25 protein-coding genes are annotated in these 22,356 nt (G+C 56.7%); 14 read left to right on the top strand and 11 right to left on the bottom strand.

Annotated features, from left to right (window positions below; all coding sequences use genetic code 11):
* Positions 1–110 precede the first annotated feature (110 nt).
* The 4 genes from recR to ACODSK_RS11005 all read right to left on the bottom strand — a co-directional run bounded on the left by recR (position 111) and on the right by ACODSK_RS11005 (position 3,918).
* Entirely contained in the window at positions 111–713 is a 603-nt protein-coding gene (recR, locus tag ACODSK_RS11020; protein WP_489015938.1) for a recombination mediator RecR, read from the bottom strand.
* Between the two features lie 95 nt (positions 714–808).
* Positions 809–1,135 (bottom strand): YbaB/EbfC family nucleoid-associated protein, encoded by a 327-nt coding sequence (locus ACODSK_RS11015; RefSeq protein ID WP_075802553.1) that lies wholly within the window; start codon positions 1,133–1,135, stop codon positions 809–811.
* Between the two features lie 60 nt (positions 1,136–1,195).
* Entirely contained in the window at positions 1,196–3,238 is a 2,043-nt protein-coding gene (gene dnaX, locus ACODSK_RS11010) for a DNA polymerase III subunit gamma/tau (RefSeq protein ID WP_489015936.1), read from the bottom strand.
* 206 nt (positions 3,239–3,444) lie between these two features.
* The gene (locus ACODSK_RS11005; RefSeq protein WP_489015935.1) at positions 3,445–3,918 is read right to left on the bottom strand and encodes a DUF2938 domain-containing protein; all 474 of its coding nucleotides are present in this window, start codon (positions 3,916–3,918) and stop codon (positions 3,445–3,447) included.
* 85 nt (positions 3,919–4,003) lie between these two features.
* Here ACODSK_RS11005 and ACODSK_RS11000 point away from each other — a divergent pair, with 85 nt between their 5' ends.
* Positions 4,004–4,381 (top strand): helix-turn-helix domain-containing protein, encoded by a 378-nt coding sequence (locus tag ACODSK_RS11000; protein WP_489015933.1) that lies wholly within the window; start codon positions 4,004–4,006, stop codon positions 4,379–4,381.
* A 101-nt stretch (positions 4,382–4,482) separates the two neighbouring features.
* Here ACODSK_RS11000 and ACODSK_RS10995 read toward each other — a convergent pair whose 3' ends face one another.
* The 3 genes from ACODSK_RS10995 to ACODSK_RS10985 all read right to left on the bottom strand — a co-directional run bounded on the left by ACODSK_RS10995 (position 4,483) and on the right by ACODSK_RS10985 (position 6,421).
* Positions 4,483–5,145 carry a Fic/DOC family protein gene (locus ACODSK_RS10995; protein WP_489015931.1) on the bottom strand — a complete coding sequence of 221 codons (663 nt, stop codon included), beginning with the start codon at positions 5,143–5,145 and terminating at the stop codon, positions 4,483–4,485.
* Entirely contained in the window at positions 5,138–5,323 is a 186-nt protein-coding gene (locus tag ACODSK_RS10990) for an antitoxin VbhA family protein (RefSeq protein ID WP_489015930.1), read from the bottom strand. Before ACODSK_RS10990 ends, ACODSK_RS10995 begins: the two co-directional genes overlap by 8 nt.
* A 201-nt stretch (positions 5,324–5,524) precedes the next feature.
* Positions 5,525–6,421: a LysR substrate-binding domain-containing protein gene (locus tag ACODSK_RS10985; RefSeq protein ID WP_489015928.1), complete on the bottom strand. Its 897-nt coding sequence runs from the start codon at positions 6,419–6,421 to the stop codon at positions 5,525–5,527.
* Positions 6,422–6,545: 124 nt separating this feature from the next.
* Between ACODSK_RS10985 and ACODSK_RS10980 the strand changes: the two genes are divergently transcribed.
* From ACODSK_RS10980 to tssD, 4 genes are all read left to right on the top strand, one after another.
* Positions 6,546–7,181: a glutathione S-transferase family protein gene (locus tag ACODSK_RS10980; protein WP_489015927.1), complete on the top strand. Its 636-nt coding sequence runs from the start codon at positions 6,546–6,548 to the stop codon at positions 7,179–7,181.
* Positions 7,182–7,202: 21 nt separating this feature from the next.
* Positions 7,203–8,228, top strand: coding sequence for an LLM class oxidoreductase (locus ACODSK_RS10975; protein ID WP_489015925.1), 1,026 nt, complete (start codon positions 7,203–7,205; stop codon positions 8,226–8,228).
* Between the two features lie 335 nt (positions 8,229–8,563).
* A complete protein-coding gene (locus ACODSK_RS10970) occupies positions 8,564–8,806 on the top strand; it encodes a hypothetical protein (protein WP_489015924.1) in 243 nt (80 codons plus the stop codon).
* 160 nt (positions 8,807–8,966) lie between these two features.
* Positions 8,967–9,287: a type VI secretion system tube protein TssD gene (tssD, locus tag ACODSK_RS10965; RefSeq protein WP_489015922.1), complete on the top strand. Its 321-nt coding sequence runs from the start codon at positions 8,967–8,969 to the stop codon at positions 9,285–9,287.
* A 1,104-nt stretch (positions 9,288–10,391) separates the two neighbouring features.
* Here the strand turns inward: tssD and ACODSK_RS10960 are convergent.
* The 4 genes from ACODSK_RS10960 to ACODSK_RS10945 all read right to left on the bottom strand — a co-directional run bounded on the left by ACODSK_RS10960 (position 10,392) and on the right by ACODSK_RS10945 (position 14,491).
* Entirely contained in the window at positions 10,392–11,282 is an 891-nt protein-coding gene (locus tag ACODSK_RS10960) for a hypothetical protein (RefSeq protein ID WP_489016017.1), read from the bottom strand.
* Between the two features lie 525 nt (positions 11,283–11,807).
* Positions 11,808–12,641, bottom strand: a complete 834-nt coding sequence (locus ACODSK_RS10955) for an abortive infection family protein (RefSeq protein WP_489015920.1) — start codon at positions 12,639–12,641, stop codon at positions 11,808–11,810.
* 33 nt (positions 12,642–12,674) lie between these two features.
* The gene (locus ACODSK_RS10950; RefSeq protein WP_489015918.1) at positions 12,675–13,304 is read right to left on the bottom strand and encodes a hypothetical protein; all 630 of its coding nucleotides are present in this window, start codon (positions 13,302–13,304) and stop codon (positions 12,675–12,677) included.
* Positions 13,305–13,405: 101 nt separating this feature from the next.
* Positions 13,406–14,491, bottom strand: coding sequence for a type I restriction endonuclease (locus tag ACODSK_RS10945; RefSeq protein WP_489015917.1), 1,086 nt, complete (start codon positions 14,489–14,491; stop codon positions 13,406–13,408).
* Between the two features lie 401 nt (positions 14,492–14,892).
* Here ACODSK_RS10945 and ACODSK_RS10940 point away from each other — a divergent pair, with 401 nt between their 5' ends.
* From ACODSK_RS10940 to ACODSK_RS10900, 9 genes are all read left to right on the top strand, one after another.
* Entirely contained in the window at positions 14,893–16,188 is a 1,296-nt protein-coding gene (locus tag ACODSK_RS10940) for a site-specific integrase (protein ID WP_489015915.1), read from the top strand.
* Between the two features lie 330 nt (positions 16,189–16,518).
* Positions 16,519–17,340, top strand: a complete 822-nt coding sequence (locus ACODSK_RS10935) for a phage antirepressor KilAC domain-containing protein (protein WP_489015914.1) — start codon at positions 16,519–16,521, stop codon at positions 17,338–17,340.
* Positions 17,337–17,522, top strand: coding sequence for a hypothetical protein (locus ACODSK_RS10930; protein ID WP_489015913.1), 186 nt, complete (start codon positions 17,337–17,339; stop codon positions 17,520–17,522). The genes ACODSK_RS10935 and ACODSK_RS10930 overlap by 4 nt, the downstream gene beginning before the upstream one ends.
* Positions 17,519–17,743 carry a hypothetical protein gene (locus ACODSK_RS10925; RefSeq protein ID WP_489015911.1) on the top strand — a complete coding sequence of 75 codons (225 nt, stop codon included), beginning with the start codon at positions 17,519–17,521 and terminating at the stop codon, positions 17,741–17,743. The genes ACODSK_RS10930 and ACODSK_RS10925 overlap by 4 nt, the downstream gene beginning before the upstream one ends.
* Positions 17,744–17,988: 245 nt before the next feature.
* Positions 17,989–18,837: a helix-turn-helix domain-containing protein gene (locus tag ACODSK_RS10920; protein ID WP_489015909.1), complete on the top strand. Its 849-nt coding sequence runs from the start codon at positions 17,989–17,991 to the stop codon at positions 18,835–18,837.
* A gap of 1,204 nt (positions 18,838–20,041) precedes the next feature.
* Complete coding sequence (locus ACODSK_RS10915; protein WP_489015907.1) at positions 20,042–20,422, top strand: hypothetical protein; 381 nt, start codon at positions 20,042–20,044, stop codon at positions 20,420–20,422.
* A gap of 16 nt (positions 20,423–20,438) precedes the next feature.
* Positions 20,439–20,987, top strand: a complete 549-nt coding sequence (locus ACODSK_RS10910; RefSeq protein ID WP_489015906.1) for a hypothetical protein — start codon at positions 20,439–20,441, stop codon at positions 20,985–20,987.
* Positions 20,988–21,171: 184 nt separating this feature from the next.
* A complete protein-coding gene (locus ACODSK_RS10905) occupies positions 21,172–21,489 on the top strand; it encodes a hypothetical protein (protein WP_489015905.1) in 318 nt (105 codons plus the stop codon).
* On the top strand, positions 21,490–22,167 hold the full coding sequence (locus ACODSK_RS10900; RefSeq protein WP_489015904.1) for a hypothetical protein: 678 nt from the start codon (positions 21,490–21,492) through the stop codon (positions 22,165–22,167).
* The last annotated feature ends 189 nt before the right edge of the window (positions 22,168–22,356 follow it).

Raw genomic sequence — 22,356 nt, 5'->3', positions numbered from 1 at the left:
CTTCAGGGCCTCATCGCCGGCAACGCCGGCTCCCACAAGGTTCAATGTCAACCTCGAACCTGTGGGAGCCGGCGTTGCCGGCGATAGGGCCCTCAGTAACAACACAAGACTCAGAGGGAAATCGGCTTGCGTCCGGCAAACGAGTGCGCCAGCGTCCCGCCATCCACCAGCTCCAGCTCCCCACCCAGCGGCACGCCATGGGCAATGCGCGATGCCACCAGCCCCTTGTCCGCCAGCAGCTGCGCGATGTAATGCGCGGTCGCCTCGCCCTCCACCGTCGGGTTGGTCGCCAGGATCACCTCGACAAAGGTGCCCTGCTCCTCGATCCGCGCCATCAGTTGCGGAATGCCGATCGCCTCCGGCCCCAGGCCGTCCAGCGGCGACAGATGCCCCTTGAGCACGAAGTAACGTCCGCGATAGCCAGTCTGCTCCACCGCATACACATCCATCGGCCCTTCCACCACGCACAACAGGGTGTCATCCCGCCGTGGATCGGCGCATTGCGGGCACAGCTCCTGCTCGGTCAGGGTGCGGCACTGGCGGCAATGGCCGACCCCGTCCATGGCCTTGGTCAGCGCTTCGGCCAGGCGGGTGCCGCCGCTGCGGTCGCGCTCCAGCAACTGCAAGGCCATGCGCTGGGCGGTTTTCTGACCCACGCCCGGCAGGGTGCGCAGGGCGTCGATCAACTGGCGAATCAGGGGACTGAAGCTCATGGTAAAAGGCCCGGCAAATCATCGAATGGGAGAAACGACGGTGGGAGCGACGACCCTGAGGCCGTGCTCCCACCGAGGGTGAAACAAATGCAGTCTTAGAACGGCATCTTGAAGCCTGGCGGCAGTTGCATGCCAGCAGTCATGCCGCCCATTTTTTCCTGGCTGCTCTGCTCGACCTTGCGCACCGCGTCGTTGACGGCGGCGGCGATCAGATCTTCCAGCACTTCCTTGTCTTCCTGCATCAGGCTGTCGTCCAGACTGATGCGCTTGACGTCATGACGGCCGGTCATGACCACGCTGACCAGACCGGCGCCGGATTGACCGGTCACTTCGGCGTTGGCCAGTTCTTCCTGCATCTTGGCCATCTTTTCCTGCATCTGCTGTGCCTGCTTCATCAGGCCGGCCATGCCACCTTTCATCATGAGAATCACCTCGGTAGTTGTTTGACATGCCGCGCACCAGGCGCGGCGCTGGATATTCGCTTAGTTGCCCTGGGTAACCACGGCGTCGACAGGTTCAATAGTATCGTGGCGCACGCTGGCACCGAACTTCTGGATCATCTGCTGGATGAACGGGTCGTTATGGATCGACTCTTCCGCCTCGCGCTGACGGTTGGCGCGCTTGCGCGCCGCGGCCTGGGCCGGGGTTTCCTGCTCCGGGCGGATCAACTCGATGCTCAGGTTCAGGGTGCGCCCCAGATGCTGGTTCAGGGCTTCGTTCAGGCGTCGCTGCTGGGTGGCGTTGAACAGTGCACTGTGATTCGGGTCCAGGTGCAGCAGCCAGTTGTCGCCCTCGGCGCTGATCAGCGTGCAGTTGGCGGCGATGCTGCCGGTCATGCCGGAAATCGGCAGGTGCGGGAACAGCTCCAGCCACTGCAAGGCCAGACCGGTCGCCGGCTGTCCGGCAGGCTCGGGTTCAGGCTCGGCGGCCGGCTCTTCGCTGAGTTCGGCGGCGTGCTCGGTGGCCAGTTCGTCCAGGTAGCTGTAGCCCACCGGATCGACTTCGCCCATGTAGTAATCATCGTCCGGCGGCGGCTCGTCGTCGCGGTCCATGCCGGCGGGAGCGTAGGCCTGCTCGTCCAGCGGCGGCGCTTCGTGCTGCACGGGCTGGGCGGCTACAGGTGCCGGTTGCGGCTCGGGTTCTGGCTGAGGTTCTGGCTCTGGCTCGCTGACCGCTGCCGGGACCGGATCTTCCCAGGGCGGGTTGATGGCCTCGACGACCGGCTCGGGAGCGGGTTCTGGTTCTGGCTCTGGTTCCGGCTCGGGCTCAGGTTGCGGCTCAGGCTCGGGCGCCGCCTCGACGAGGGGAGCAGGAACTGGAGCGGCAACCGGCTGCGGGGCTGGTGCGGCGATTGCGACCGGGGCCACCGGTACCGGGGAGTCAGTCGTGGCCTGGCTGATCCCCACTGGCTTTAGCGTCGTGCCCGGGGCATCGCCGCTGTCCGCCGGACGGAAGGCCAGCATGCGCAGCAGCACCATTTCGAAGCCGCCACGGGGATCCGGTGCCAGCGGCAGGTCGCGGCGGCCGATCAGGCCCATCTGGTAGTAGAACTGCACATCCTCGGCCGGCAGGGCCTGGGCCAGCGCCAGCACCTTGTCGCGGTCGCCCTGGCCGTTGTCCACCGCCTCCGGCAGCGCCTGGGCAATGGCCACGCGGTGCAGCACGTTGAGCATTTCCGAGAGCACGCCATTCCAGTCCGGGCCTTGCTCGGCCAGGTGGCGCACCGCTTCCAGCAGCGCCCGGGCATCGCCTTCCAGCAGGGCCTGGAGCACGCCGTAGACCTGGCCGTGATCGAGGGTGCCGAGCATTGCCCGCACATCGGCGGCGAGCACCTTGCCCTCGCCGAAGGCGATGGCCTGGTCGGTCAGGCTCATGGCATCGCGCATCGAACCATCGGCGGCGCGACCCAGCAGCCACAGGGCGTCGTCCTCGAACGGCACGTTCTCCACACCCAGCACATGGCTCAGGTGCTCGACCACGCGCTCGGGGGTCATGTTCTTCAGGGAGAACTGCAGGCAGCGCGACAGGATGGTCGCCGGAAGTTTCTGCGGATCGGTGGTGGCGAGGATGAATTTGACGTAGGGCGGCGGCTCTTCCAGGGTCTTCAGCAGGGCGTTGAAGGAATGGCTGGAGAGCATGTGCACTTCGTCGATCAGGTAGACCTTGAAGCGCCCGCGGCTTGGCGCGTACTGCACGTTGTCGAGCAGTTCGCGGGTGTCCTCGACCTTGGTCCGGCTCGCGGCGTCGATCTCGATCAGGTCGACGAAACGGCCCTCGTCGATCTCCCGGCACACCGAGCAGGTGCCGCAGGGGGTCGAGGTGATGCCGGTTTCGCAGTTGACGCACTTGGCGATGATCCGCGCGATGGTGGTCTTGCCCACGCCGCGGGTGCCGGTGAACAGATAGGCATGGTGCAGGCGCTGATTGTCCAGCGCGTTGATCAGGGCCTTGAGCACATGGGTCTGGCCGACCATTTCGCGGAACGAGCGCGGACGCCATTTACGTGCAAGAACCTGATAACTCATGAAAAACGTCGCAACCTGAACGAGCCGAGAGAGACCGCTAATCCTAGCGGAGCGGGGGCAAAATTGCATCCTGCCATTCAAGCTCCAGGCGTGCTGGCCCTTGCAAGCACCGCGAACCTTGTGGGAGCGGGTTTACCCGCGATAGCGATAGTGAATTCACCATAGTCATCGCGGGTGAACCCGCTCCCACAGGATTAGTGGTGCTTTCAGAAAAGGTGCGCAACCGCCGAGGCCGCCAGGAACAGCCCACAGCCGAACACCACATGTGTCATCAAGCTCCGCCCCCGATTCCGCCACGGCGTCGGTGTCCGGCTGGCAAACCACCCCGCCCCCATTGCCGGCTGCATCACACAAAGCGGCGCCAGTACGGTAACCACCCCAAAAATCAACGCCGGACCCAACGTCGGCGCCCGCAACCAGCCCTCCCCGCTCAGCACCACCAACCCGGCCGCGAATACCAGCCCAATGGCGTAATGCAGCACCCAACCCCAAACCAGCTCATGGGCAATCGGCTCACTCCTGGCGATCCCTGGGTGATAAACCCGCCCGCGCACCAGATGCCCGGCCCAGCGCCCGAGCATGGCGTAGTTCAAGGTCGCCACCCCAAGCCGCTTTAGCAGCAGCGTCCACAGGTCCATCACCAGCGTCGCGCCAACCCCGATCAACACAATGGAAAACATGGCAAAGCTCCTCGGCACATTGACGAAAATCGAACATGCCGCGCAGCATAGAAGTTGAAGTCAACTTCAAGTCAAGGGGTTATCCATGGACATCGCCGACGTCGCCAAACGCACCGGAGTACCGGCCTCGACGCTGCGCTACTACCAGAAAATCGGCCTGCTCGAATCCCTCGCCGGGCATGGGCAACGGCGCCAGTTCGCAGCGGATGTGGAGGACCGCCTGGCCTTGATCGCCCTCGGCCAGGCGGCGGGGTTTTCCCTGGATGAGGTCGGCGCGATGCTGGTAGAGCTGCGGGTCGACCGACAGAGGCTGGTGGAGCGTGCGGACGAGATCGATGCGCAGGTCAAGCGCCTGCAGGCGATGAGCAAGGGGCTGCGGCATGCGGCGGAGTGTCCGGAACAGGATCATCTGGCCTGTCCGACGTTTCGGCGGTTGATGAAGGTGTCGTTGCTCAAGCGCTGAACGGAACCTGTACAGCCGCCCGAAAGGGCTTAAGCGCCTGCATAAACTGGAGGCAAGAATCAGCGCCTGCGAAGCCGAAGGCAAGGCCCGGCAGCGAGGCTTCAATATGGGGTCAGGCGCGATGCATTCAATTTGATAAGGCGGATCAGCTTCCTGCAGGAAGGCTCATGTTCCTGACGGGATTCAGCGCAGGCCTCGATCATCGCTCGATCCGAAACCCCAGCCCAACTGATCTCGAATCCTGCCCGAGTGGCGAGCATCGCCAGGAATTCTCGCTGAGTACGACCGTTCCCTTCACGAAAGGCATGGATGAAGTTGATTTCAGCGAACACGGTCCCTGCTTCTTCGCTGAAGGCTTCCAGGTCGCCGTGGAAATCGCCAAGAAAGTTCGTGCGGGAGAGCCTCTCTGTCACCACTCGGAACCGTTCTTCAATCTGCTGGTGCCGAAGGAACATGGTGTCACCTTTGCCGGTATCCACCACCCTGGGCTTTCCAGCCCAAGGATAAACATCCTGGAAGATGTGGCCATGAATGGCACAAAGATGGGCAAGTGAAAAATCACCCTGGATTGGATTCTCAAGCAGTTCGATCAAGCGCGCTGAAGACAAGTCGGCCTCTGCAACACTCAATGACGCCGTGTCGGTCAGGCCAAGGTTATTGAGAAGCACACCGTTTGCGTCGACGAAGGGATCGTCCTCGACCGAGTATCCAGCGACGTAATAGTGATCATCAGGGCCGGGGGCAGGATTGCTAATGTCAACCATCGATGCCGTAGCGGGCTTTCGCGGCTGCTACCAACTCCGCCGAGGAAATCCGTCCTTTCTCATAGTCCGCCATTTTGGAGGACATGTAGGCACTGACTCGAACGCCCTCGAGGTTATTGGTGGCCTGGACATGGGCTACGTAGGAACTACGTTGGGCTGCTTCAGGTGTTTTACTCATGGACCACCTAAATTCACTGGTTTATGCGAATCACGTTATACGGCGCGCCAGTTCAAAATCAAGTTCAAAGCGACCGACGCCCTCGGCCGCAGTGGCTATGCCGAGAAATATGTCGCCTGTGGCGGCAGGCCCCCTCCGTTTAGCAGCCCAAGCGCGCGGCGAGTTCAATGACGCCCCGGCTCAAGCAACCGCAGCGGAAGTTCAGGCAGTACCCGCACTTTCAACCTGCCCCTGAATCCATTCCATGAACGCCCGCACAGCGGGCCGCCCCAAGTTCTCGCTGCGCGCCACAAGGTAATAAGCGAAGCGCGAAGGCCAGGGGCGGTCCAGTGCAACCACCAGCCGGCCGTTTCGCAGGTCCTCCTCGGCGTGCTGTGCCTGTACCAAAGCGATGCCCTGGCCAGCTGCGGCCGCGCGCAGCAACAGCAGGTCTTCATCGAAACTCGGGCCTCGACGACTACGCTCGTCGGGCTCGACACCATGGGCCCGCAACCACAACGTCCAGTCAGCGCGGTCGGCGTCCTGCAACAGTGGGTACCGCAGGCAATCCTCTGGCTCATGCAGCGCCGGCCCGTCGGCCAGCAGGTCCGGACTGGCCACCGGCAGCAACACAGGCGCCAATAGCGCTATCGACTCCAGCCCCGGGTAATCACCCAGGCCATGGCGCAGGGCGATATCGACAGGGTCGCGAAACAGGTCGACAAGCTCGCCCGTGGACTGCACGCGAACGTCGATCCCGGGATGCTGCGCATTGAAATCAGCCAATCGCGGCACCAGCCAGCCGGAGGCGAACGACGGCTGGGTGCTGATCGTCAGCGTGTTGCTGCGGGTCAGCATCTCAAGATCGAGCAGTGCGCTTTCAATCTGGCCGAACCCGCGCGACAGCCCCGGATAAAGGCTCGCCCCGGCCTCGGTGAGCTGCACGCCATAACGGCTTCGGGTCAGCAGGATGACGCCAAGGCGATCTTCAAGCAGGCGAATCTGCTGGCTGATGGCACCCGGTGTAACGCCCATGCGCTCGGCAGCAGCCTTGAGGCTGCCGAGGCGAGTGGTTTCGGTGAACGCGCGCAACGCGAGTAATGGCAAGACCGCCCCCATGCAATTCCAACCTTAGAAAAACTGATTTCAGCGAGAGCAATGATCGTTAGTCAGCCCTCTGTTCGGTGCCTAGCATAGCCCCTAAGAAACCCTAGACCGAATCAGTCTGACTAAGGTGAATACCATGCAGGATCCTTCGCTCGTGCTGTATACCGACAGCTCCCCCAACGGTTTCAAGATCACCATAGCCCTCGAAGAACTGGGACTGCCCTATCGCCTCGTCCACGTGAACATCGACCAGGGCGAGCATCGCCACGCTGGCTTCCTCGCGCTCAATCCGGCAGGGCGCATTCCGGTCCTGGTCGACCAGCAGGCCGGAATCGTCCTGTTCGAGTCCTCGGCCATCCTGCTCTACCTGGCGCAATACAGTGGCCAATTGCTGGAGCTGGCTGCGCAGCCACGCTGGGCAGCGATCACCTGGCTGATGTACCACAGCGCCAGCATGGGGCCCTTGCTGGGCCAGCGCGTGCACTTCGAATGCATCGAGGCCGTCGCCAATCCCGCCGCGCAAAAGCGCTACCGCACTCTCACCGAGGATGCCTTCGCCCTCCTCGACCAGCAGCTCGCAACCCGGCCGTGGCTGGCCGGCGAGGCCTATTCGATTGCCGATATCGCCAGCTTCGCCTGGCTGCACATTGCCGAGATCGTCGGTTTCGACTTCAGCGCCTATCGCCACCTTGAACGCTGGTACCGCCAGATCGAGCAGCGCCCGGCCGTGCAGCGCGGCATCCGCATCCCTGCGCCAGCCACCGGCCCCTGAGCCCCCGACCAAGGAATATCGATGAACGCCACCCACAGCAAAGGCGCCAGCGCCGATGCCTTCGCCCAGCATCCCGGCTATCGCCGCCTGTTCGCTCACGACCACCTGACCCTGGGCATTTTCCTGCCGCTGCGTTTCTATGATGGCGACATGGCCGTGCTTGCCGGACAGGCGCAACTGGTCAGCGAAATCGACCGCCTCGGCTTCGGCGCCGTATGGGTTCGCGACGTGCCCTTGTACGACCCGGCTTTCGGCGATGCCGGCCAGGTATTCGATCCGTTCACCTACCTGGCCTACCTGACGGCCCACACCCGCCACATCGCCCTGGCCACCGGCAGCGCGATCTTTGCCCTGCGCCATCCCATCGACCTGGCCAAGGCAGCCGCCAGCCTGGATTGCCTGTCGGGCGGACGCCTGGTGCTGGGCATCGCCTCGGGCGACCGCCCAGTGGAGTTCCCGGCCTATGGCCTGGAGCATGACAGCCGCGGGGAGCGCTTCGCCCAAGGCGTGGACTACTTCCGCCAACTGCTGGCCGGGCAGTCGGCGCCGATTAACTCGCCATTGGGACGGCTCGATGGCGCCCGCTTGTTGCCCACTCCCGTCGCCGGACGGATCCCGTTGCTGGTAACCGGCTCGTCACGCCAGACCCTGCCATGGCTTGGCGAGCAGGCCGACGGCTGGATCACCTACCCCGAAACCACCCACAACGTGCTCGGTCCCCGGCGCCTGGCCGAGAAGATCCGCGCCTGGCGGGCGCTCATCCCCGGGGGAGGCTTCCGCCCGCATATCACCAATGAATGGATCGATCTCGACGAAGACCCCAACTTCCCGCGCACGCCGCTGCGCGGCGGCTACGTCTTGCGCACCGGCCGCAACGGGCTGATTGAACTGCTGCAGGAATGGCGCGAAGCCGGGGTCAACCATGCCGCCCTGGGCATGCAGATGGCCCGGCGCCCACCACGGGAGATCATTCAGGAGCTGGCGGAAGAAGTGCTGCCGCTGTTTCCATCGCTGGCTGGGCCGGAGCCTCGCGGGCAAGACTGGTAGAGCAGCGCGGGGCCACAAGATGTTGCATTTGGCCGGAATACTTCACCGATCTCCGACTTTCTTGTAGGCAATTTCCCAAGCATACTCCCCGACCCTGCATGGTGGTTGCGTACCGTGGAAACGGTGCCTAGGCTGCGTCGGTCGTCGCAAATTCGGCGACCGGATTAGCAGTCCGACATTGGTAACCACCAGCAACCAGTTATGGCGGCTGTGCGTGTGGGCACCTTCGGGTGCGCCGGGTTCCCAATGTCCTGGTCTGCTAACTCACGTACAGTCGCCACCCTTCGTCTAGCAGCGACCTGTGGCGGCTCCGATCAAGACATTGGAGTTTCACCATGAAAAAGCTCGTACCCGATCCACCACCCGCGCTTTGTGTTGGCCCCGGCCTCTCCCATGAAGAAGCCATCAAGCGGGCTGCGGAACATCTCACCAAAGCCATACTCGACGTCGCCTACCTCCCTGATCCGCCAGAGGTGTGGCATAGGGAAATGCTCAACCGTGCGGTTCTGAATATGAGGATGTCCAAAGCGTTGTTGTCGCTTGCAACGACGGCTTCACCGGTGAACGTGCCGGGGTGAATGAAGGCCGTGGAGCCCAGCTCCACGGCCTTTTCGCTGTCGCTTTCTCTGAGCACCTGCCAGCTTGCTGAATTTCCGCAGGTTCTTTGGGAAACGTCCCACAGACATCGCTGTTTCTCTTCCCTAGCCTGCGAACTCCTACCTACAAGGCGTTCGAACCATGGCCAACCACAGCTACATGACCATCAACGGCAAGAAAATGGGCCTGATCTCGGCCGGGTGTTCCACCCAGGACTCGATCGGCAACAAATGCCAGATCGGGCATACCGACCAGATCCTCGTGCTGGCGCTGAATCATGCGATGAGCACCGTCAGCAATGTCTCCCACGCGGTCCACAATCCCCTGGTTATCCACAAGCACCTGGACAAATCCTCCCCCTTGCTGGCGCAGGCCATGGCCGGCATGGAAGCTATTCACACATATCAGGCCAGACTATGTCCGCTCTTACAGGCTAATGAACAAAGGCGCACGACTCTTTGAAATAGCCATGGGCTCATAGGCAACAAGAAACCTCATAGAAGAAATCAAAAAGTGATCACAATAGTATTTATTCCTTCTGCGCTTTTACTTGTCGCCTTTGCGTATTATTTGAAACTCAGATTTTCAGGAGAAAAATATAGCCACAAAAAAACCTTAGTGATCATGCCTTACAATTTCATCCTGGCGCTCTACCACATCGAACTCACACAAAATGGATGCATGCTGTTTTACAAATGCCTACCAAAATTTGAGGACAGCTACCCTCTAATCGCCTGGACCTCCCTTGTATGTATTTTCCTGCATTGCTTTGCTATCCCAACAGAATGGAAGCCGAGAAACCTATTTCAAGCAAGGCAAAAATGAGCTCGAAAAATGATTACAGCCACCTATATACTGTGTTCAGCATCCATCCTTTATATAGCTTATAGTTTCAGACAAAAATCCTCAGGGAGAAATTTCAAAAAACAGTATTTTATAATTTCTGCGGCAGCCAATTTTCCTTTTGGAGTTTTCCATCTCGAAATTGTTAAAAACCGCTGCGTCACGTTCCTTGGCTGTTTTCCAGATATTCACTTCGAATACCCGACTCTGAGCTGGGCAGCTCTTGTATTTGCTTTTCTTCACTGCTTTGCGTTCCCGGTAGAGTGGGAGCCCAACCGCTGGATTCGGAAAGGACGAAAATGATTGCCTATTTATTTGTGACTTGCGCAACACTCGGCGTACTTTTCTGCTACTACCTTAAATATAGATTTTCTGGGAAAAACTACAAAACCCCGACAGCCGCCGCAATCATATTCACCAACACCGTCTTGGCATTTTCTTATATAGAGCTAACTCAGAACGAATGCATACTGTTTTTTGAGTGCTTTCCGGGGCTGGTCAAGAACACCGTCATAGAATGGGTTGCAGCCGCTTACATTTTTCTTCACTGCTTTGCTATTCCAACGCAGTGGGAGCCTTGGAGACTGTTTCGATTCAGGCGAAGACTATGAACCCCATACTTTAAAGCAATAAAAAGAGAAAAGGAGTCAGAGAAAAGGAGTCAAATTTATTTTCACCTCCTTTTCGCTGAGTTCATTGCGCAAAGAATCGTAAAGCAGGCCGTTAGAAATGTTTCTGAGGCGCGCACTTTCGGTCGCCGGACTGCACGGCATTGCATGCATTTTCGGCGGCGGTGTAGGCGTCCAGGTACCGCTGGCGTTCATCGATCCGCTGTTGAGGGGTGCCGCCAGGACATCCGCCGTCGATCATGTCGATGGCCGTCTGGGTCATGAACATTACCGTCTCGGTACTACTGGTGACGGAGGCGTTATCGGGGATCCTGGTGTTGATTACGAGTTGTTTGCGGGTCTCGCAGTCACCGGAGGCGAACGTCAAACCCGATTTTTCGCCACCAACGGTTTCAGCCGTTTCATTGTCAGGATTGCCGGCGGCCTTGAGCACACTCAGCTTATAGTCCTTGGCGCAGGCCATGAGTGATTGGTACTCGGCATCACCGTTGCCGTATGGGGCGTTGGTGTAACACTCCTCATCTGCGGCGCATTCATTGAGCTTATCTATGTCTTGCTGGATGAGGCCAAGGCGTTTTTCGTAGGCAACCAAGGACCACGTATTGTTGTCTTTCGCTCCCCCGAGAGCGGCCTCTATGTAATGACCGCAGGACCGGGGATAGGTGGTACAGCTGTTTGCATTTGTCATGGCAGCAATCTCTGTCTGGCAGTGAGCCGCGACCTGCTCTTGGCCTGGACTGACGGTGTAAGTGGCTGCCGACTGCTCCGCCTCTGCGGCGATGTTTTCCGTGCCTTCGTCATCCTGGGTGTTGCCCAAAGTGGCAACATCCATGAGAAGCATGAAAGGCAGGGTAACGCTCATGATCCCAGCGCCAAGAACGTCGCCGTCCTTGGCGGAATCAGCGATCATCTGACCCGTCTGGCCGGTATGGGTAGAGCAACCGGTAAGCGCCAGCATCGCCATGGCAGTGACAAATTTCCGCATGTTTGATTCCTGTAGGGACGGGACACCCGTTTCTTGGCCAATGGCTGCGCCCTTTGGAATTTCTGCGGGCAAGTGTTTGTGATGCCCGGATAGGCTCCGATTCTCTTTAGCCGCTCTGGTCCCGATCAATGCGCCTGTACGGTCTTGCATTTTCCAGGGGCTATACGAATACAGAGTTCTGCCTGGACGGGTTCCGCCTGAGTCTGCTACCTGAACCGGGTTTTCTTCAGTTACGTAGTCGTCCAGACACTCCAGCAGCAATGTGGCCTGCGTCCGAGCCTCATCCTCAACCAATCGCTTCATGATTGTCCCTGCCACGATCACGACAATCTGAAGGTTAGACAATCGCTGATGGTTTCACACAGCCTGGGCCGTTTTCTGCCATTGATCCGCCCCTCAAGCAACATCCCAAAGGCCTTGATCACTCGAGTAGCAGATACGGATTCCAGAACACGACTGTCGGACTAAAAAGGGGGGTTATTTTCACCTGCGAAAAATAAATCCCCTTTTACCTTCTACTCATGACTAGGCACGTTTGGACAACTTACCGAGCAAGTAAGCAGCAATGGAACCTACGACCTCAATGGCTGCTTTAGCTTCTTCAGATGAAAGAGTGGACACCCAAGGCCTCCCGTGGCCAGCCCCCTGCTTATTACGAACTCGGTTGACACCGAGAGCAGCGACAAACAGGCCGCGCTCCATTGACTTAATCGCAGGCTCACCTGGCTCCTCGGGAAGCTCTGGCACGGCTAAGCCGAGGGCGATGAACGCCATACCCAAAAGCCCCTGAAAATTCGCCCTTTCAGGATAACGGCCCTCGAGGGTCATAAGCACATGAGCTGCGGTGGCCTCTAGCAAGTCCTTACCTGTACCCACTATGAGAGCGGCATCATCCGCCCCCTTCTGGGCGCGAAGGGCATATCCCCACAATGCATCTGTAACTTCTGCACCGACAAGTGCAGTAAGAACTTTAGGGGATACCGTTCCATCGTTTGCTAAGTCAAAGCCCTCCGCACTGAAAGCGGCCTTAGCGTTTTCAACCGCCTCACGCCCCACATAGTTCGCAGACGTTTCACGAAAACCACCGCAGGCGCGGACTTTAGATAGCAGTCCAGCGGCGAAACGAGCACCTGCCTCTGGATTAAACTCCATGGCACCATAGAGTACTGCACGAACTCGCTTCGCTTTGCCAATCACCTGCCCTTGCTGCTTTGGGTCATGCGTCGAGAGACAAGCGGTATTCACTTGAAATTCAATATCGGCATGCGATGGTTCTCGATAACTACCATTATTTCCAGAGTCATCTACAAGCTGAACCAGTGCATGAGCGATTGTATCTGTAAGTGGAATCTTACTCATAAGCCACCCAACAAGTTTTCGACAGAAACCCTACTAACGACTTATTACTCCTGTACGCACGTTGAGATACAACCGGTTGGCCTTGGTCATACCACCGCAGTACATAAAGTACATTTCCTTACCTTTAGAGGGAGAGGACATCCACCCGCCGACCTCTTCAAAGTCACCTGCTGTACAAGCCCCCTTATTTATTAGCTCACGAGCTGCTTTTGAAAACTGGGCACGATAGAGGCGATAATCGTCCGAGCTTTTAACCAATGCGTCGTCACCGGTTGCCCCCTCCCCCGGATCAGCGGGCCTCTCTTTTGTAAGAGCTTTTTTGGGAATCCACTCCGCGAACACTCCATTGCTAATACCATTACTACTAACACATGCAGAATTTCCACTTTTCACATATTCACTGAAACCATTGACACAAGAAGCTGAGTAAGGCTTTGTTATGCGAGCCCAAGAATCTTTTTCTTCAAAAACCTCAACCCCTTCTCGAAACATAAGCTGTCCAGCCACCCCACATTTCACAGATGGACATGTGTGGCGCGCAACCCGATCAGTAGCCACCCAAAAATCCGGATCCGCTACGGCAGTGGCACTGACCGTCAATAACGCTGCTGCAGTCAAGGCGGGTAACTGGATCCGGCGATAAAATTCAGCACTACTGATCATGCTTCCATCCCTTTGTTTGGAGGACCAGAAACGAATATCTCACTTCAGTTTAATAAGCAGAGTGACGACCTTGTACGACCATCACCCCGACACAAATAGACTTACTCGTACAACGAGATAGTTCCTTTCAATTGTTCTGCAAACACATAAATATCATCTACTGACGCAATTGGGTGCCGTGTCTCATTCTTTTCCTGATCAAAAATACCAATGTATTTTTGACTACGATTGAAATGCAAACGACAAATCGGTTTGCGATTGTTGTCATCAAGCAATATCCCAAAATAGCTTTGAGTATCACGATGCACGATCCGCTTGGCGTCCACGACTGCCCGAACAATCGCCTTGACGATATGGAAGCCCTCCAACTCCTCAAGAGTCGTTTGAACACGATCATCTCCAGTACTATCAGCCGATTCTTTTTCTGAGTCAGACTGGACAGTCGCCACCATGGCAAACGAAGGCTCCGGAGCACCACTCATTGCCGACTTCAAACGGTCATTGACTTGATCGCCAAGAAACTGAATTGCGGCCTTTCGCGTCAAGGTAGTGAATTGCTCTCTAACCTTTTGCGTGATCATGCCTTCATAGACACGAGCAGCGAAAAACTTAACGAAGTCTTCGTCAGGCTGACTGAACTGCGAAGCCATCTCTTTCTTGATCTGCCCCACATACTTCAACTCACCGGCAGCGCTGATGATCGAATCAACATCAAAAGCCGACTTGGTCAGTTTCTGAAGCTCCGGAAGCGCATGCTCATCCACATCAAGCAGATCGAGTTCCAGAAACGGCTTCTCGTCCATCTTGTTGGGAGCATCCAGATCGGTGAAGAACTTATATACCTGGCCGTTAGTCAGGATCGAAATACGAGCGCTGGTGACGTGGAAATACCGGAAGAGCTGGCTCGCATGATTGATATTCAGCGGCTCACCGATTTTCTTGCACTCGATCAGAATCTGGATTTCGCCATTCTTGCGGATGGCATAGTCGATCTTCTCGCCCTTTTTCGTGCCGACATCGCAGACGTACTCAGGGGTTACCTCGGACGGATCGAACACGTCGTACCCGAGGACGGAATTGATGAAGGGCATGACAAAGGCGATCTTGGTCGCCTCTTCTGTCTGGATTGCGGGTCCTTGCTGGCGGATCTTTGCCGATAACGCGTTCAGTCGCTCTACGAATTCCATATCTAGCTCCTTGCTCAGAAGCCACATCGTAGTGGCAGCGCAGCGCTACTGGCAATTGCAAATCACAGGGAAGCGCGCACCCCAGATAAACGGGCGCAAGGGAAAAGGACGTAGAAGCGAGGAGACAGAGGGCCTGAAGAGGATTTCAGCCCCCAGAAATGGAGGCGGCCCCACCAGCCACACCCCGGCACACAATGTTCCCGCTATGGCTGCTCCCTTCCGGGCCTGACCAGGTAGCATGCCAGCATGCTCGGGTAATCGTTGCGGGCCTTATGGGGCAAGGGTTTCAGGCTGATGGAGCTCCGATAGTTCTACCGTGCAAACACGAGGCACGGGCAAGGTGACACCAGGGGTGTGGCTGGAATTGGTCCACTCGCTTGTTCCACTCTGGTGTTCCACTCATGACTTACATCGTCCGCCGCCAAGCCGTCTATTACCTGAACTTGCGGCTACCCAAGCACCTCTTCCCGAAGCGGTCCACTCTTCGCCTTTGCCTGAACATCCGTGAGCGTCAGGCAGCAATGTTTCTGGCCGCTTCCCTGGCAGAGCAGGTCCAGCGACACCTTGGCGAACATCCGCTGACCACACCCCAAACGCTCCGTGCGTTGGTTTCCAAATGGCGGAATGCTGCACCTATCCCGATACCACGCCTCGCACCAAGGACGACCGCAACAACTGTGGCGACGCAGGTCGGCGATGGTCCTACGCTGGCATCCCTGTCGAAGCTCTATATAGAAGAAGGGAAACGTGGCGGAACGTGGCGCCAGGGCAGCACCGAGGAAGTCGAACGTGCCCTGGCCGATCTGTTTGACCTGATGGGCGATATGCCTGCCGATGCCTTCGACGTGCAACAAGCCCGACTGCTGAAAGAACGGCTTAGCCTGTGTCCGCAGTACTTTGCCCTGCGGCCTGAGTTCAAAGGGAAGACGCTGAAGCAGGTCGTGGAGTCTGGTGGCACGTACAAGACCATCACCGCCGTCACGGTGAACAACCGCCTCCGCAAGCTCACCGCGTTCATGAACTGGTGCAAGGCCAACGGGTATATAGAGGAGAACCCGCTGGCGGGGATGAAGGTGATGACGGGGTCTGCCAAGGAAGCCCGGTTGTCCTTCGACCAGCACGATTTGACCGCCCTGCTCGACCAGCAGCAGCTACTAAAGGAAAGCAGCAAGCATCCATGGCGGTACTGGCTACCACTCCTGGGTCGAGCCACAGGAGCAAGGCTGGAGGAAATCTGCCAGTTGCGGGTGGACGACTTCATCGAGCAACAGGGCATCCCGTGCATCCGCATTGACGACAGCCGGGACGGCCAGAACCTGAAGAACGCCAGCAGCCGCCGAGTACTCCCCCTGCACCCTGCCCTGATCGACTTGGGCCTGCTGCAACACGTCGAGTCCATAAAGGCCACTGGAGCAGACCGCCTCTTCCCCGAACTGGAAGCCGTCCGGGGCAAGCTGGGCCACGCCCCTTCGAAGTGGTTCGGTCGCTACAAGACTCGCCTGGGCATCGCTGACCCGAGGAAGACATTTCACAGCTTCCGCCACACTCTCATCGACGACCTGCGGGATGCCGGAGTCCAAGACTCGCTCATCAAGCGGATCGCTGGACACGAGGACGGGGCAGTGACGTTCAGCATCTACGGCAGCCGTAGCCCGCTCAAGGCAATGGCAGACGCACTCCGACACATCAGGCTGTAGCCCCTACTCCCCCGGCTACGGCAAGGAGTCTGAAGTCCGTGCAAACGTTGCCCACACCGAACGCATCAACCGTGAGTGGGTAGAGCGAACCTACCGTGGCTTCCTGACCAAGGAAGAGTTCTCCGCCATCCTGGATGACGGGAAGGACTTGTACTTCTACGCAGATGATCTGCGTGTTCGCTTGCCTAAGTACGCTGAGTACCGGGCACAGCGAGAAGCACAAGAGATGGAGGAACTTCGCCAATACTTGGAAGAGCAAGCGGCTTAATTGCAATAACTCGGGCCTGTAGTTACAGGCCCATCAATACCGCCCAGGAGGGCAACAGCAAGTTGAGTAAAATTGGAAGTATTGCAGACCGAACACCGGAATATGTACAGGGCTTTGGTCTGCCGTATGGCAAAGCACCGGTAGAGTGGATCCAGGGCAGCGGTGAGGCCCTGAGCATGACTAGCCAGGACATCGCGGATCTAGTCGGCAGTCGCCACAACAACGTGAAGGTATCCATTACGCGGTTGATGGATCGAGGAGTAATTCAACATGCTGCAATGCAGCAAGTCAGAAATGCCCAGGGTCAAGGTGTCGAGGTGTTCGTCTTCCAGGGCGAGGAGGGTAAGCGGGACAGCATCATTGCTGTGGCTCAGCTCTCGCCAGAGTTCACTGCGAAGCTGGTGGATCGCTGGCAGGAACTGGAGGCCAGGGTAGCGAAGCCAGCACCGGCAAACCTGAACGATCCTGCGGCCCTCCGGGGCCTGCTCCTGGGCTACACCGAACAGGTGTTGCAGCTTGAGCACCAAGTCGGCGTCCAGGCCGTCAAGATCGAGGAGGACAAGCCCAAGGTCGAGTTCCATGACGCGGTAGCCGTGGCAGAGAACTCCTACACCATGAAGCAGGTGGCAGACACCTTGAAGATTGGCCGTAACAAGCTCCTCAAGCATCTGCGGAACACGGGTGTGCTGATTACTGGCGGGAAGAATCACAACTTGCCCTATCAGGCACAGAAGGATGCAGGCCGCTTTGTTGTTAATTTGGAGCCGTACAAGCACCCACACACTGGAAAGATTGTGATGGGGCCTGTGCTCACCGTAACTGGCAAGGGTTTGATCTGGCTCCGCAAGCATGTTGCGGAGAACTACGAGGAGCTGGAAGAGTGATTGTAGTTGGTCACAAAGTTCGAGTCACCCGCGATTGCTGGTGGCTTAACAGCCTGGGTGAATTCGACCTGCTGGGCTTGGAAGGGCACGTATATGCCACAGAGGAAGATGATCTTTACGTCATGATTCCGGACGTTGGTCATGTATACCTGACTGCCGACGAAGTAGAGGTGATCGGATGATCGACTTTATCCTAGCCAAGTGGCTAGCAATCGCAATCGCTTACGGCATCATCTACGCAACTTACGTGGTCTATGCACTGTTCGCACTTCGGTTTGAACGCCAAGCCCAGGGTAAGCGTGTAACGGACCAGGACTTCTATGAGGTGCTTGGTGAAACGGATCTTGACTGGCATTTCTTCGCACCACGTTGGCGGATGACTCACAGTAAACTTTTCGCATAAATTTGAGTAGTAGAACAATCCCTCTTGACACTCTTATCCAGGAGTGTAACATCCGCCCCCCAGCCACCGGGCTGGTCATTGCAACACCACCTCTACGCAAACTGACCTCGCTTGTTCAAGCCACTAGGCCCCTGAGCAGAGCGGGTTTCGTGCTGCTCGCGATATGGCGATACGTTACCGAGCACCAACTAGCCGGAACATAAGAGGATTTGCATACAAATCAAAAAACCAAACAGAGCACCGACATGAAGTTTAAAGCTTCTAACAACGCTAACACCGAACTACTTTCAAAAAAAGAACTTGAAGAACTGCATGCACGCATCTCCGCGAACGCAGACAAGTGGTTGAAAGCAAATCTTCCACCGCCCAAGAACATAACTCCGCGACCACCGAAAAGCATGTACGGACGTAAGCCAAAGATCATCCACAATCCGTTCTACGGTTTTATTGGCTGCGTGACTTACTGGGGACGTTACCCAGTGTTTGCATTAGACATCATGGAAGGTATCGCACGCCTTGATTGGCACGACCGCCCTATCGGCGTAGGAGGGAAATCTATGCCGCTGTCTGTACGCAACCTCGCAGTCATTCTGGAAAGCCTCTCAATCGTCTCTAACGAGGCCGTAGAGGACTTACTTCAACTAGGTGAGCGTCATGCCAGACGATATGTCAAAGCGATTGAGCTCATCATCCCCAGCATGATGGAGAAACGCCCTCAATCCCTTAGTGATGAGATGGATGGCGTCGAACCAGAACAGGCCGCTTGTGAGTGGCTAGACGAAGATGAGTTGAACTTTCCCAGCCCAGACAATCTGGAGAAATTGCATTATGACTTGCGAACGCTAACTCAGTACAAGACGGCCAGAGAGTATGACGAAGAGTACGAGTCGGAGTTGGGCTACCCCACTAGGCAGCCGAACAGCATCAACTTCCCTGCTCGCGAGCAGCACCCGAAGAAAGCCCAGGCCATGCGAATGATACTGGAGGGTGCCACATGCAAAGCTGTGGAGCGAGAAACCTCAGTATCCGCGAAGACTATCCGAAAGTGGCGGAATGAGACTCTCGCCGTACAAAGAGAGTCGCAGGCTGCCTAACCTACCCCAGTGGGGGGGGGGGGGAGTAATTCGGCCGCATGTATCAAAGGGCAAGTGCCAACTTCCGCCAAAGGGCGGAATGGGGGCACAATCCCCAAAGCGGAGCTTTGAGATTAACCACTTCCACAATTCACCTTACAGTTATCTATATGGCGTCTACGCCACGATTAACTACCTGTGCCAACGCACGGATAACAACCTTATTAAGCAGGGGAAGAAAGGGGGGAAACCCCTTCCCCGCTCTTGATCTTGCTTTTAACTGCTCAGGCATCCTATGCAACATATACCCGTAACGGAACGTTACAGCATATCAGTAAAGTTCAACCCAAGAAGTTGGCGGGGAGCCCCTCCCCACTTAGTTAAATATCTATGCCGAAAGGCATGATAGAAACCGCCTCAGATAAGTTTGATTGGTGCTACAGCACCCGCTCTTACCTGCAACCATTCTGACACATTGAAGTTATCATCCGTGACAAATCGTCACTGGAATCCATCCAGAGTCAACGCAACAAGTATTGGGGGCTTTCGCCCCTGCCCCTATCCGAGCTCCAAGAAGACTCAAAACAGCAACTAACCACCACGCACAAAACACGGAATAATGCAATTATTTTTGTATGTATGTATTGACTTTTCAGCAACTTCGTGTATACTTAAAAGACTGGCAGAAACAACCAAACCAGTTCCTCAAGATACACTTACCCCTCCACCATCTCCCGCATAGTTGAAGCCATTCCTTCTTCAGCCATGCCGTGAGTCTGTTTTCGGTCCAGACCAACTTGATCGGATGTTTCATAGGACGAAAGCTGTACCGGTTAGGTTTGATGCGAGCCTTCAAGGTATATCCAGCCAGGGGATTCAGCGAGTCCTGGCACCTACAACCCCCGCCCGAGAACAACAACAACAACACATTACTTAGCCTGAGCAAGGCTAAGCGATTCTCCGTACCCCCCCCTGCAACATTAATAACAACACAGCGAGTAACAACATGGCCAACCGCCGACCACTGCGAAAGCACACCTGCGAGTGCTGCAACCGTAATTTCTTCAGCAGATCCCGCCGATGCCGATTTTGCTCAGTGCAATGTCAAGTCCGCACCTGGAGAGCGAACAACAAGCTTACCCAGTTACAACTGGAGCAACAGTTCCTTACCCAGGAAGCAAACCAAACAACACAACCTGAACAGCCGAACCATGAGGCCGCATAAATGAAAAATAACGATATCTGGCTGGAAGTTGATAAGAGCAATGGAGCAATCCTCTCCTACTTCTTAGCACAACCAACCTCACCATCGAACAAGCTAGATTACATCCGGGCTACTCAGGCCGAACTTCTGTATCTCAACTGCCTAGAGGACTACGTCCTCCCGCCTGGGATGGTAGTTACGCTGAGCGATCTGGAAAAGCACCGAGAGCGAGTACGAGAGGTGAACAAGGCCAAGGCAATTGCCATCAGTACCCCGCCAAAGCCACTCCAGACTCCCGAGAAGGGCGCCAGCAAGCCAAGTGCTACCGCACCATCAACCAAACAGAACAAGGCCAAAGAGAGCCTGATTCGTGCCGTACGCAAACGTCACGGAAGCAAGTAGTTCAAAGGAACCCATCGTGACAAATACCAAAAACCAAACCTACGGCACAGATGTTGTCGAATTCTTCAAACATGACGAGTCAGACATGCTCATGGCGCTGAAGGAGGCGGAGGTTCGCTACTTCCGACACAGCGAGTCCCTTGCATATCCACAGTTGGGCGCCAACGTGGACTGGTTCTCGGATCGTCCAATTACCCTTGCACTCAGCGATCTGACTGGATGGCTGCTGAAGGGATACACAGTCGTGGCAGCCGTGCATCGTCCTCTGTACCTGAAGATCCAGTTGAAAAAGCCGGAGACCATGATTGACGCAGACTTGCTCCAAGTCGCAGAGCAGGCGAAGGCTGAGTACGCCGATAGCCGCTACCGCCGTAATGCTGAAGAGACCAAACGCCAGATCGACATCACTGTGGCCCGCAAGATGCGGGAAGTTGAGTCCGCTGCCGCCAAAGCAGCAGCCGATGCCCTAGCCACCTCCGAGAAGGATGCCCTGGACGATCTGCTGGCCGCATATGCGAAGCCACCGAAGGCCCAGGCCAAGAAACCAGTGGAGGCCGCAGCGTGAGCGGCCACATCCCGAATCGCCTCCTGGGAGTAAACCTCACGGAGGACGAGTTCCACTTACTCAATGGGCACGCCCGCAAGCACAAGATGCCAGTGCGGGAATTCGTTGAGTACATGGTTCGCTGCTACCTAGCCTCGTTCAAGCGTGCCGGTAGGAAAATGGCAACAGATGAAGGACGAAACCAATGACTGCCGGACTCCAAGTCTTCGATGCCAACGGAAAAATTACATTGGACGCAACCAAGCGAATTGGCAAGATCGTGGCTTACTTCGAAAGCGGGACCACTAATTCATCGAGAGTTGTGCCCGAACTGCAAGACGCAGGCACACCATTTTTCTTCATAACTTCTGACGCCGACTACTTCACGGAAAATTTCGCTTATCCAGACGTGGAGATAACCGGAAACACTGTGAGCTGGAAGTTTACCGATTATGAGATTCCCGTTACGCCATTCAGCACTGCACCAAGGCGAAGCGTTGTTATAAACCTAGGAGTCTTCTAGATGACAGTGGGGTTCACACTCTTCACGGATCAGGGCATCACGCAAATTGATTCGAATTTCAAAACTGTAGCTCCAGCATTCAGACTAACGCACACCGGCCCCTACACCAATGGATCTAACACCTTCACTGGAACTTGGTATCAATTCACGATCACTGTACCGACCGATGTAAAATATCTCTTCTTCGCCTCTCCGGTGGATCGCACCATCGGCCTGATGAAGAAGAGTGGTACAGAGCAAACATTCCGAACGTCTACTTCAGGAACAGTGGAGATTTACGGATTCAAAGATACACCAGCCCAAGCAATGAGCGGAAACTTCGGACTTCAACTATTCAACGAAAGCGGAGTTCTTACTTTCGACTCCAGCAACAACTTCATGAAAGTGGCGAACGTGTTCACTGTTCCGACCACGGGAGTGAAGGTGGAGCCTTGGCCTGAAGCCGGTAACAAGTACGCAGTTGGGTTAGGGGTCTACCCGAAGCAGTGGCGTGGAGCAGCACAAGCGGGAGTACCGTGGGGTGTGATGATGAGCTACTGCGTGAGAGTAGGTCCTACAGCAGGAGGTGGAGGCTACACGGCAATCGCCTCAAGGCCCTGGGGTGGCGACTCTCCACCTAACGATACGCCCCAGGCACCGCCACCTACGGCCATGATCGTGGATGTGACGGGGCTTTGAGCCCCCTCCCCCAGCTCTTGACAGCAAAGCCAGCTTCTGGTTAATTCTAGCGTTAGCTATTTCTGCAAGTCCGCTGTACCGCAAGTCACGTAAAACAGATGTACCGCAAGTCCCCGCCAGTACCGCAGTACCGCAGTCCAAGCAAGTTCACGCCAGTCAAAACTCATATCGACTTTCGTCTGCCCGCAA

The sequence above is a fragment of the Pseudomonas sp. FG98 genome, from assembly GCF_057808595.1.
This window is presented reverse-complemented; position numbering and strand designations above follow the sequence as displayed.

Bases quoted from the DNA above. Each gene is read 5' to 3' on its own strand.
- ACODSK_RS10915 (WP_489015907.1), top strand. From the start codon at position 20,042: ATGAAAAATAACGATATCTGGCTGGAAGTTGATAAGAGCAATGGAGCA.
- ACODSK_RS11000 (WP_489015933.1), top strand. From the start codon at position 4,004: ATGGACATCGCCGACGTCGCCAAACGCACCGGAGTACCGGCCTCGACG.
- ACODSK_RS10920 (WP_489015909.1), top strand. From the start codon at position 17,989: ATGAAGTTTAAAGCTTCTAACAACGCTAACACCGAACTACTTTCAAAA.
- dnaX (WP_489015936.1), bottom strand. From the start codon at position 3,238: ATGAGTTATCAGGTTCTTGCACGTAAATGGCGTCCGCGCTCGTTCCGC.
- ACODSK_RS10980 (WP_489015927.1), top strand. From the start codon at position 6,546: ATGCAGGATCCTTCGCTCGTGCTGTATACCGACAGCTCCCCCAACGGT.
- ACODSK_RS10940 (WP_489015915.1), top strand. From the start codon at position 14,893: ATGACTTACATCGTCCGCCGCCAAGCCGTCTATTACCTGAACTTGCGG.
- ACODSK_RS10960 (WP_489016017.1), bottom strand. From the start codon at position 11,282: ATGCGGAAATTTGTCACTGCCATGGCGATGCTGGCGCTTACCGGTTGC.
- ACODSK_RS10975 (WP_489015925.1), top strand. From the start codon at position 7,203: ATGAACGCCACCCACAGCAAAGGCGCCAGCGCCGATGCCTTCGCCCAG.
- ACODSK_RS10985 (WP_489015928.1), bottom strand. From the start codon at position 6,421: ATGGGGGCGGTCTTGCCATTACTCGCGTTGCGCGCGTTCACCGAAACC.
- tssD (WP_489015922.1), top strand. From the start codon at position 8,967: ATGGCCAACCACAGCTACATGACCATCAACGGCAAGAAAATGGGCCTG.
- ACODSK_RS10990 (WP_489015930.1), bottom strand. From the start codon at position 5,323: ATGAGTAAAACACCTGAAGCAGCCCAACGTAGTTCCTACGTAGCCCAT.
- ACODSK_RS10970 (WP_489015924.1), top strand. From the start codon at position 8,564: ATGAAAAAGCTCGTACCCGATCCACCACCCGCGCTTTGTGTTGGCCCC.
- ACODSK_RS10950 (WP_489015918.1), bottom strand. From the start codon at position 13,304: ATGATCAGTAGTGCTGAATTTTATCGCCGGATCCAGTTACCCGCCTTG.
- ACODSK_RS10945 (WP_489015917.1), bottom strand. From the start codon at position 14,491: ATGGAATTCGTAGAGCGACTGAACGCGTTATCGGCAAAGATCCGCCAG.
- ACODSK_RS11015 (WP_075802553.1), bottom strand. From the start codon at position 1,135: ATGATGAAAGGTGGCATGGCCGGCCTGATGAAGCAGGCACAGCAGATG.
- ACODSK_RS10925 (WP_489015911.1), top strand. From the start codon at position 17,519: ATGATCGACTTTATCCTAGCCAAGTGGCTAGCAATCGCAATCGCTTAC.
- ACODSK_RS10995 (WP_489015931.1), bottom strand. From the start codon at position 5,145: ATGGTTGACATTAGCAATCCTGCCCCCGGCCCTGATGATCACTATTAC.
- ACODSK_RS10900 (WP_489015904.1), top strand. From the start codon at position 21,490: ATGACAGTGGGGTTCACACTCTTCACGGATCAGGGCATCACGCAAATT.
- ACODSK_RS10905 (WP_489015905.1), top strand. From the start codon at position 21,172: ATGACTGCCGGACTCCAAGTCTTCGATGCCAACGGAAAAATTACATTG.
- ACODSK_RS11005 (WP_489015935.1), bottom strand. From the start codon at position 3,918: ATGTTTTCCATTGTGTTGATCGGGGTTGGCGCGACGCTGGTGATGGAC.
- recR (WP_489015938.1), bottom strand. From the start codon at position 713: ATGAGCTTCAGTCCCCTGATTCGCCAGTTGATCGACGCCCTGCGCACC.
- ACODSK_RS10955 (WP_489015920.1), bottom strand. From the start codon at position 12,641: ATGAGTAAGATTCCACTTACAGATACAATCGCTCATGCACTGGTTCAG.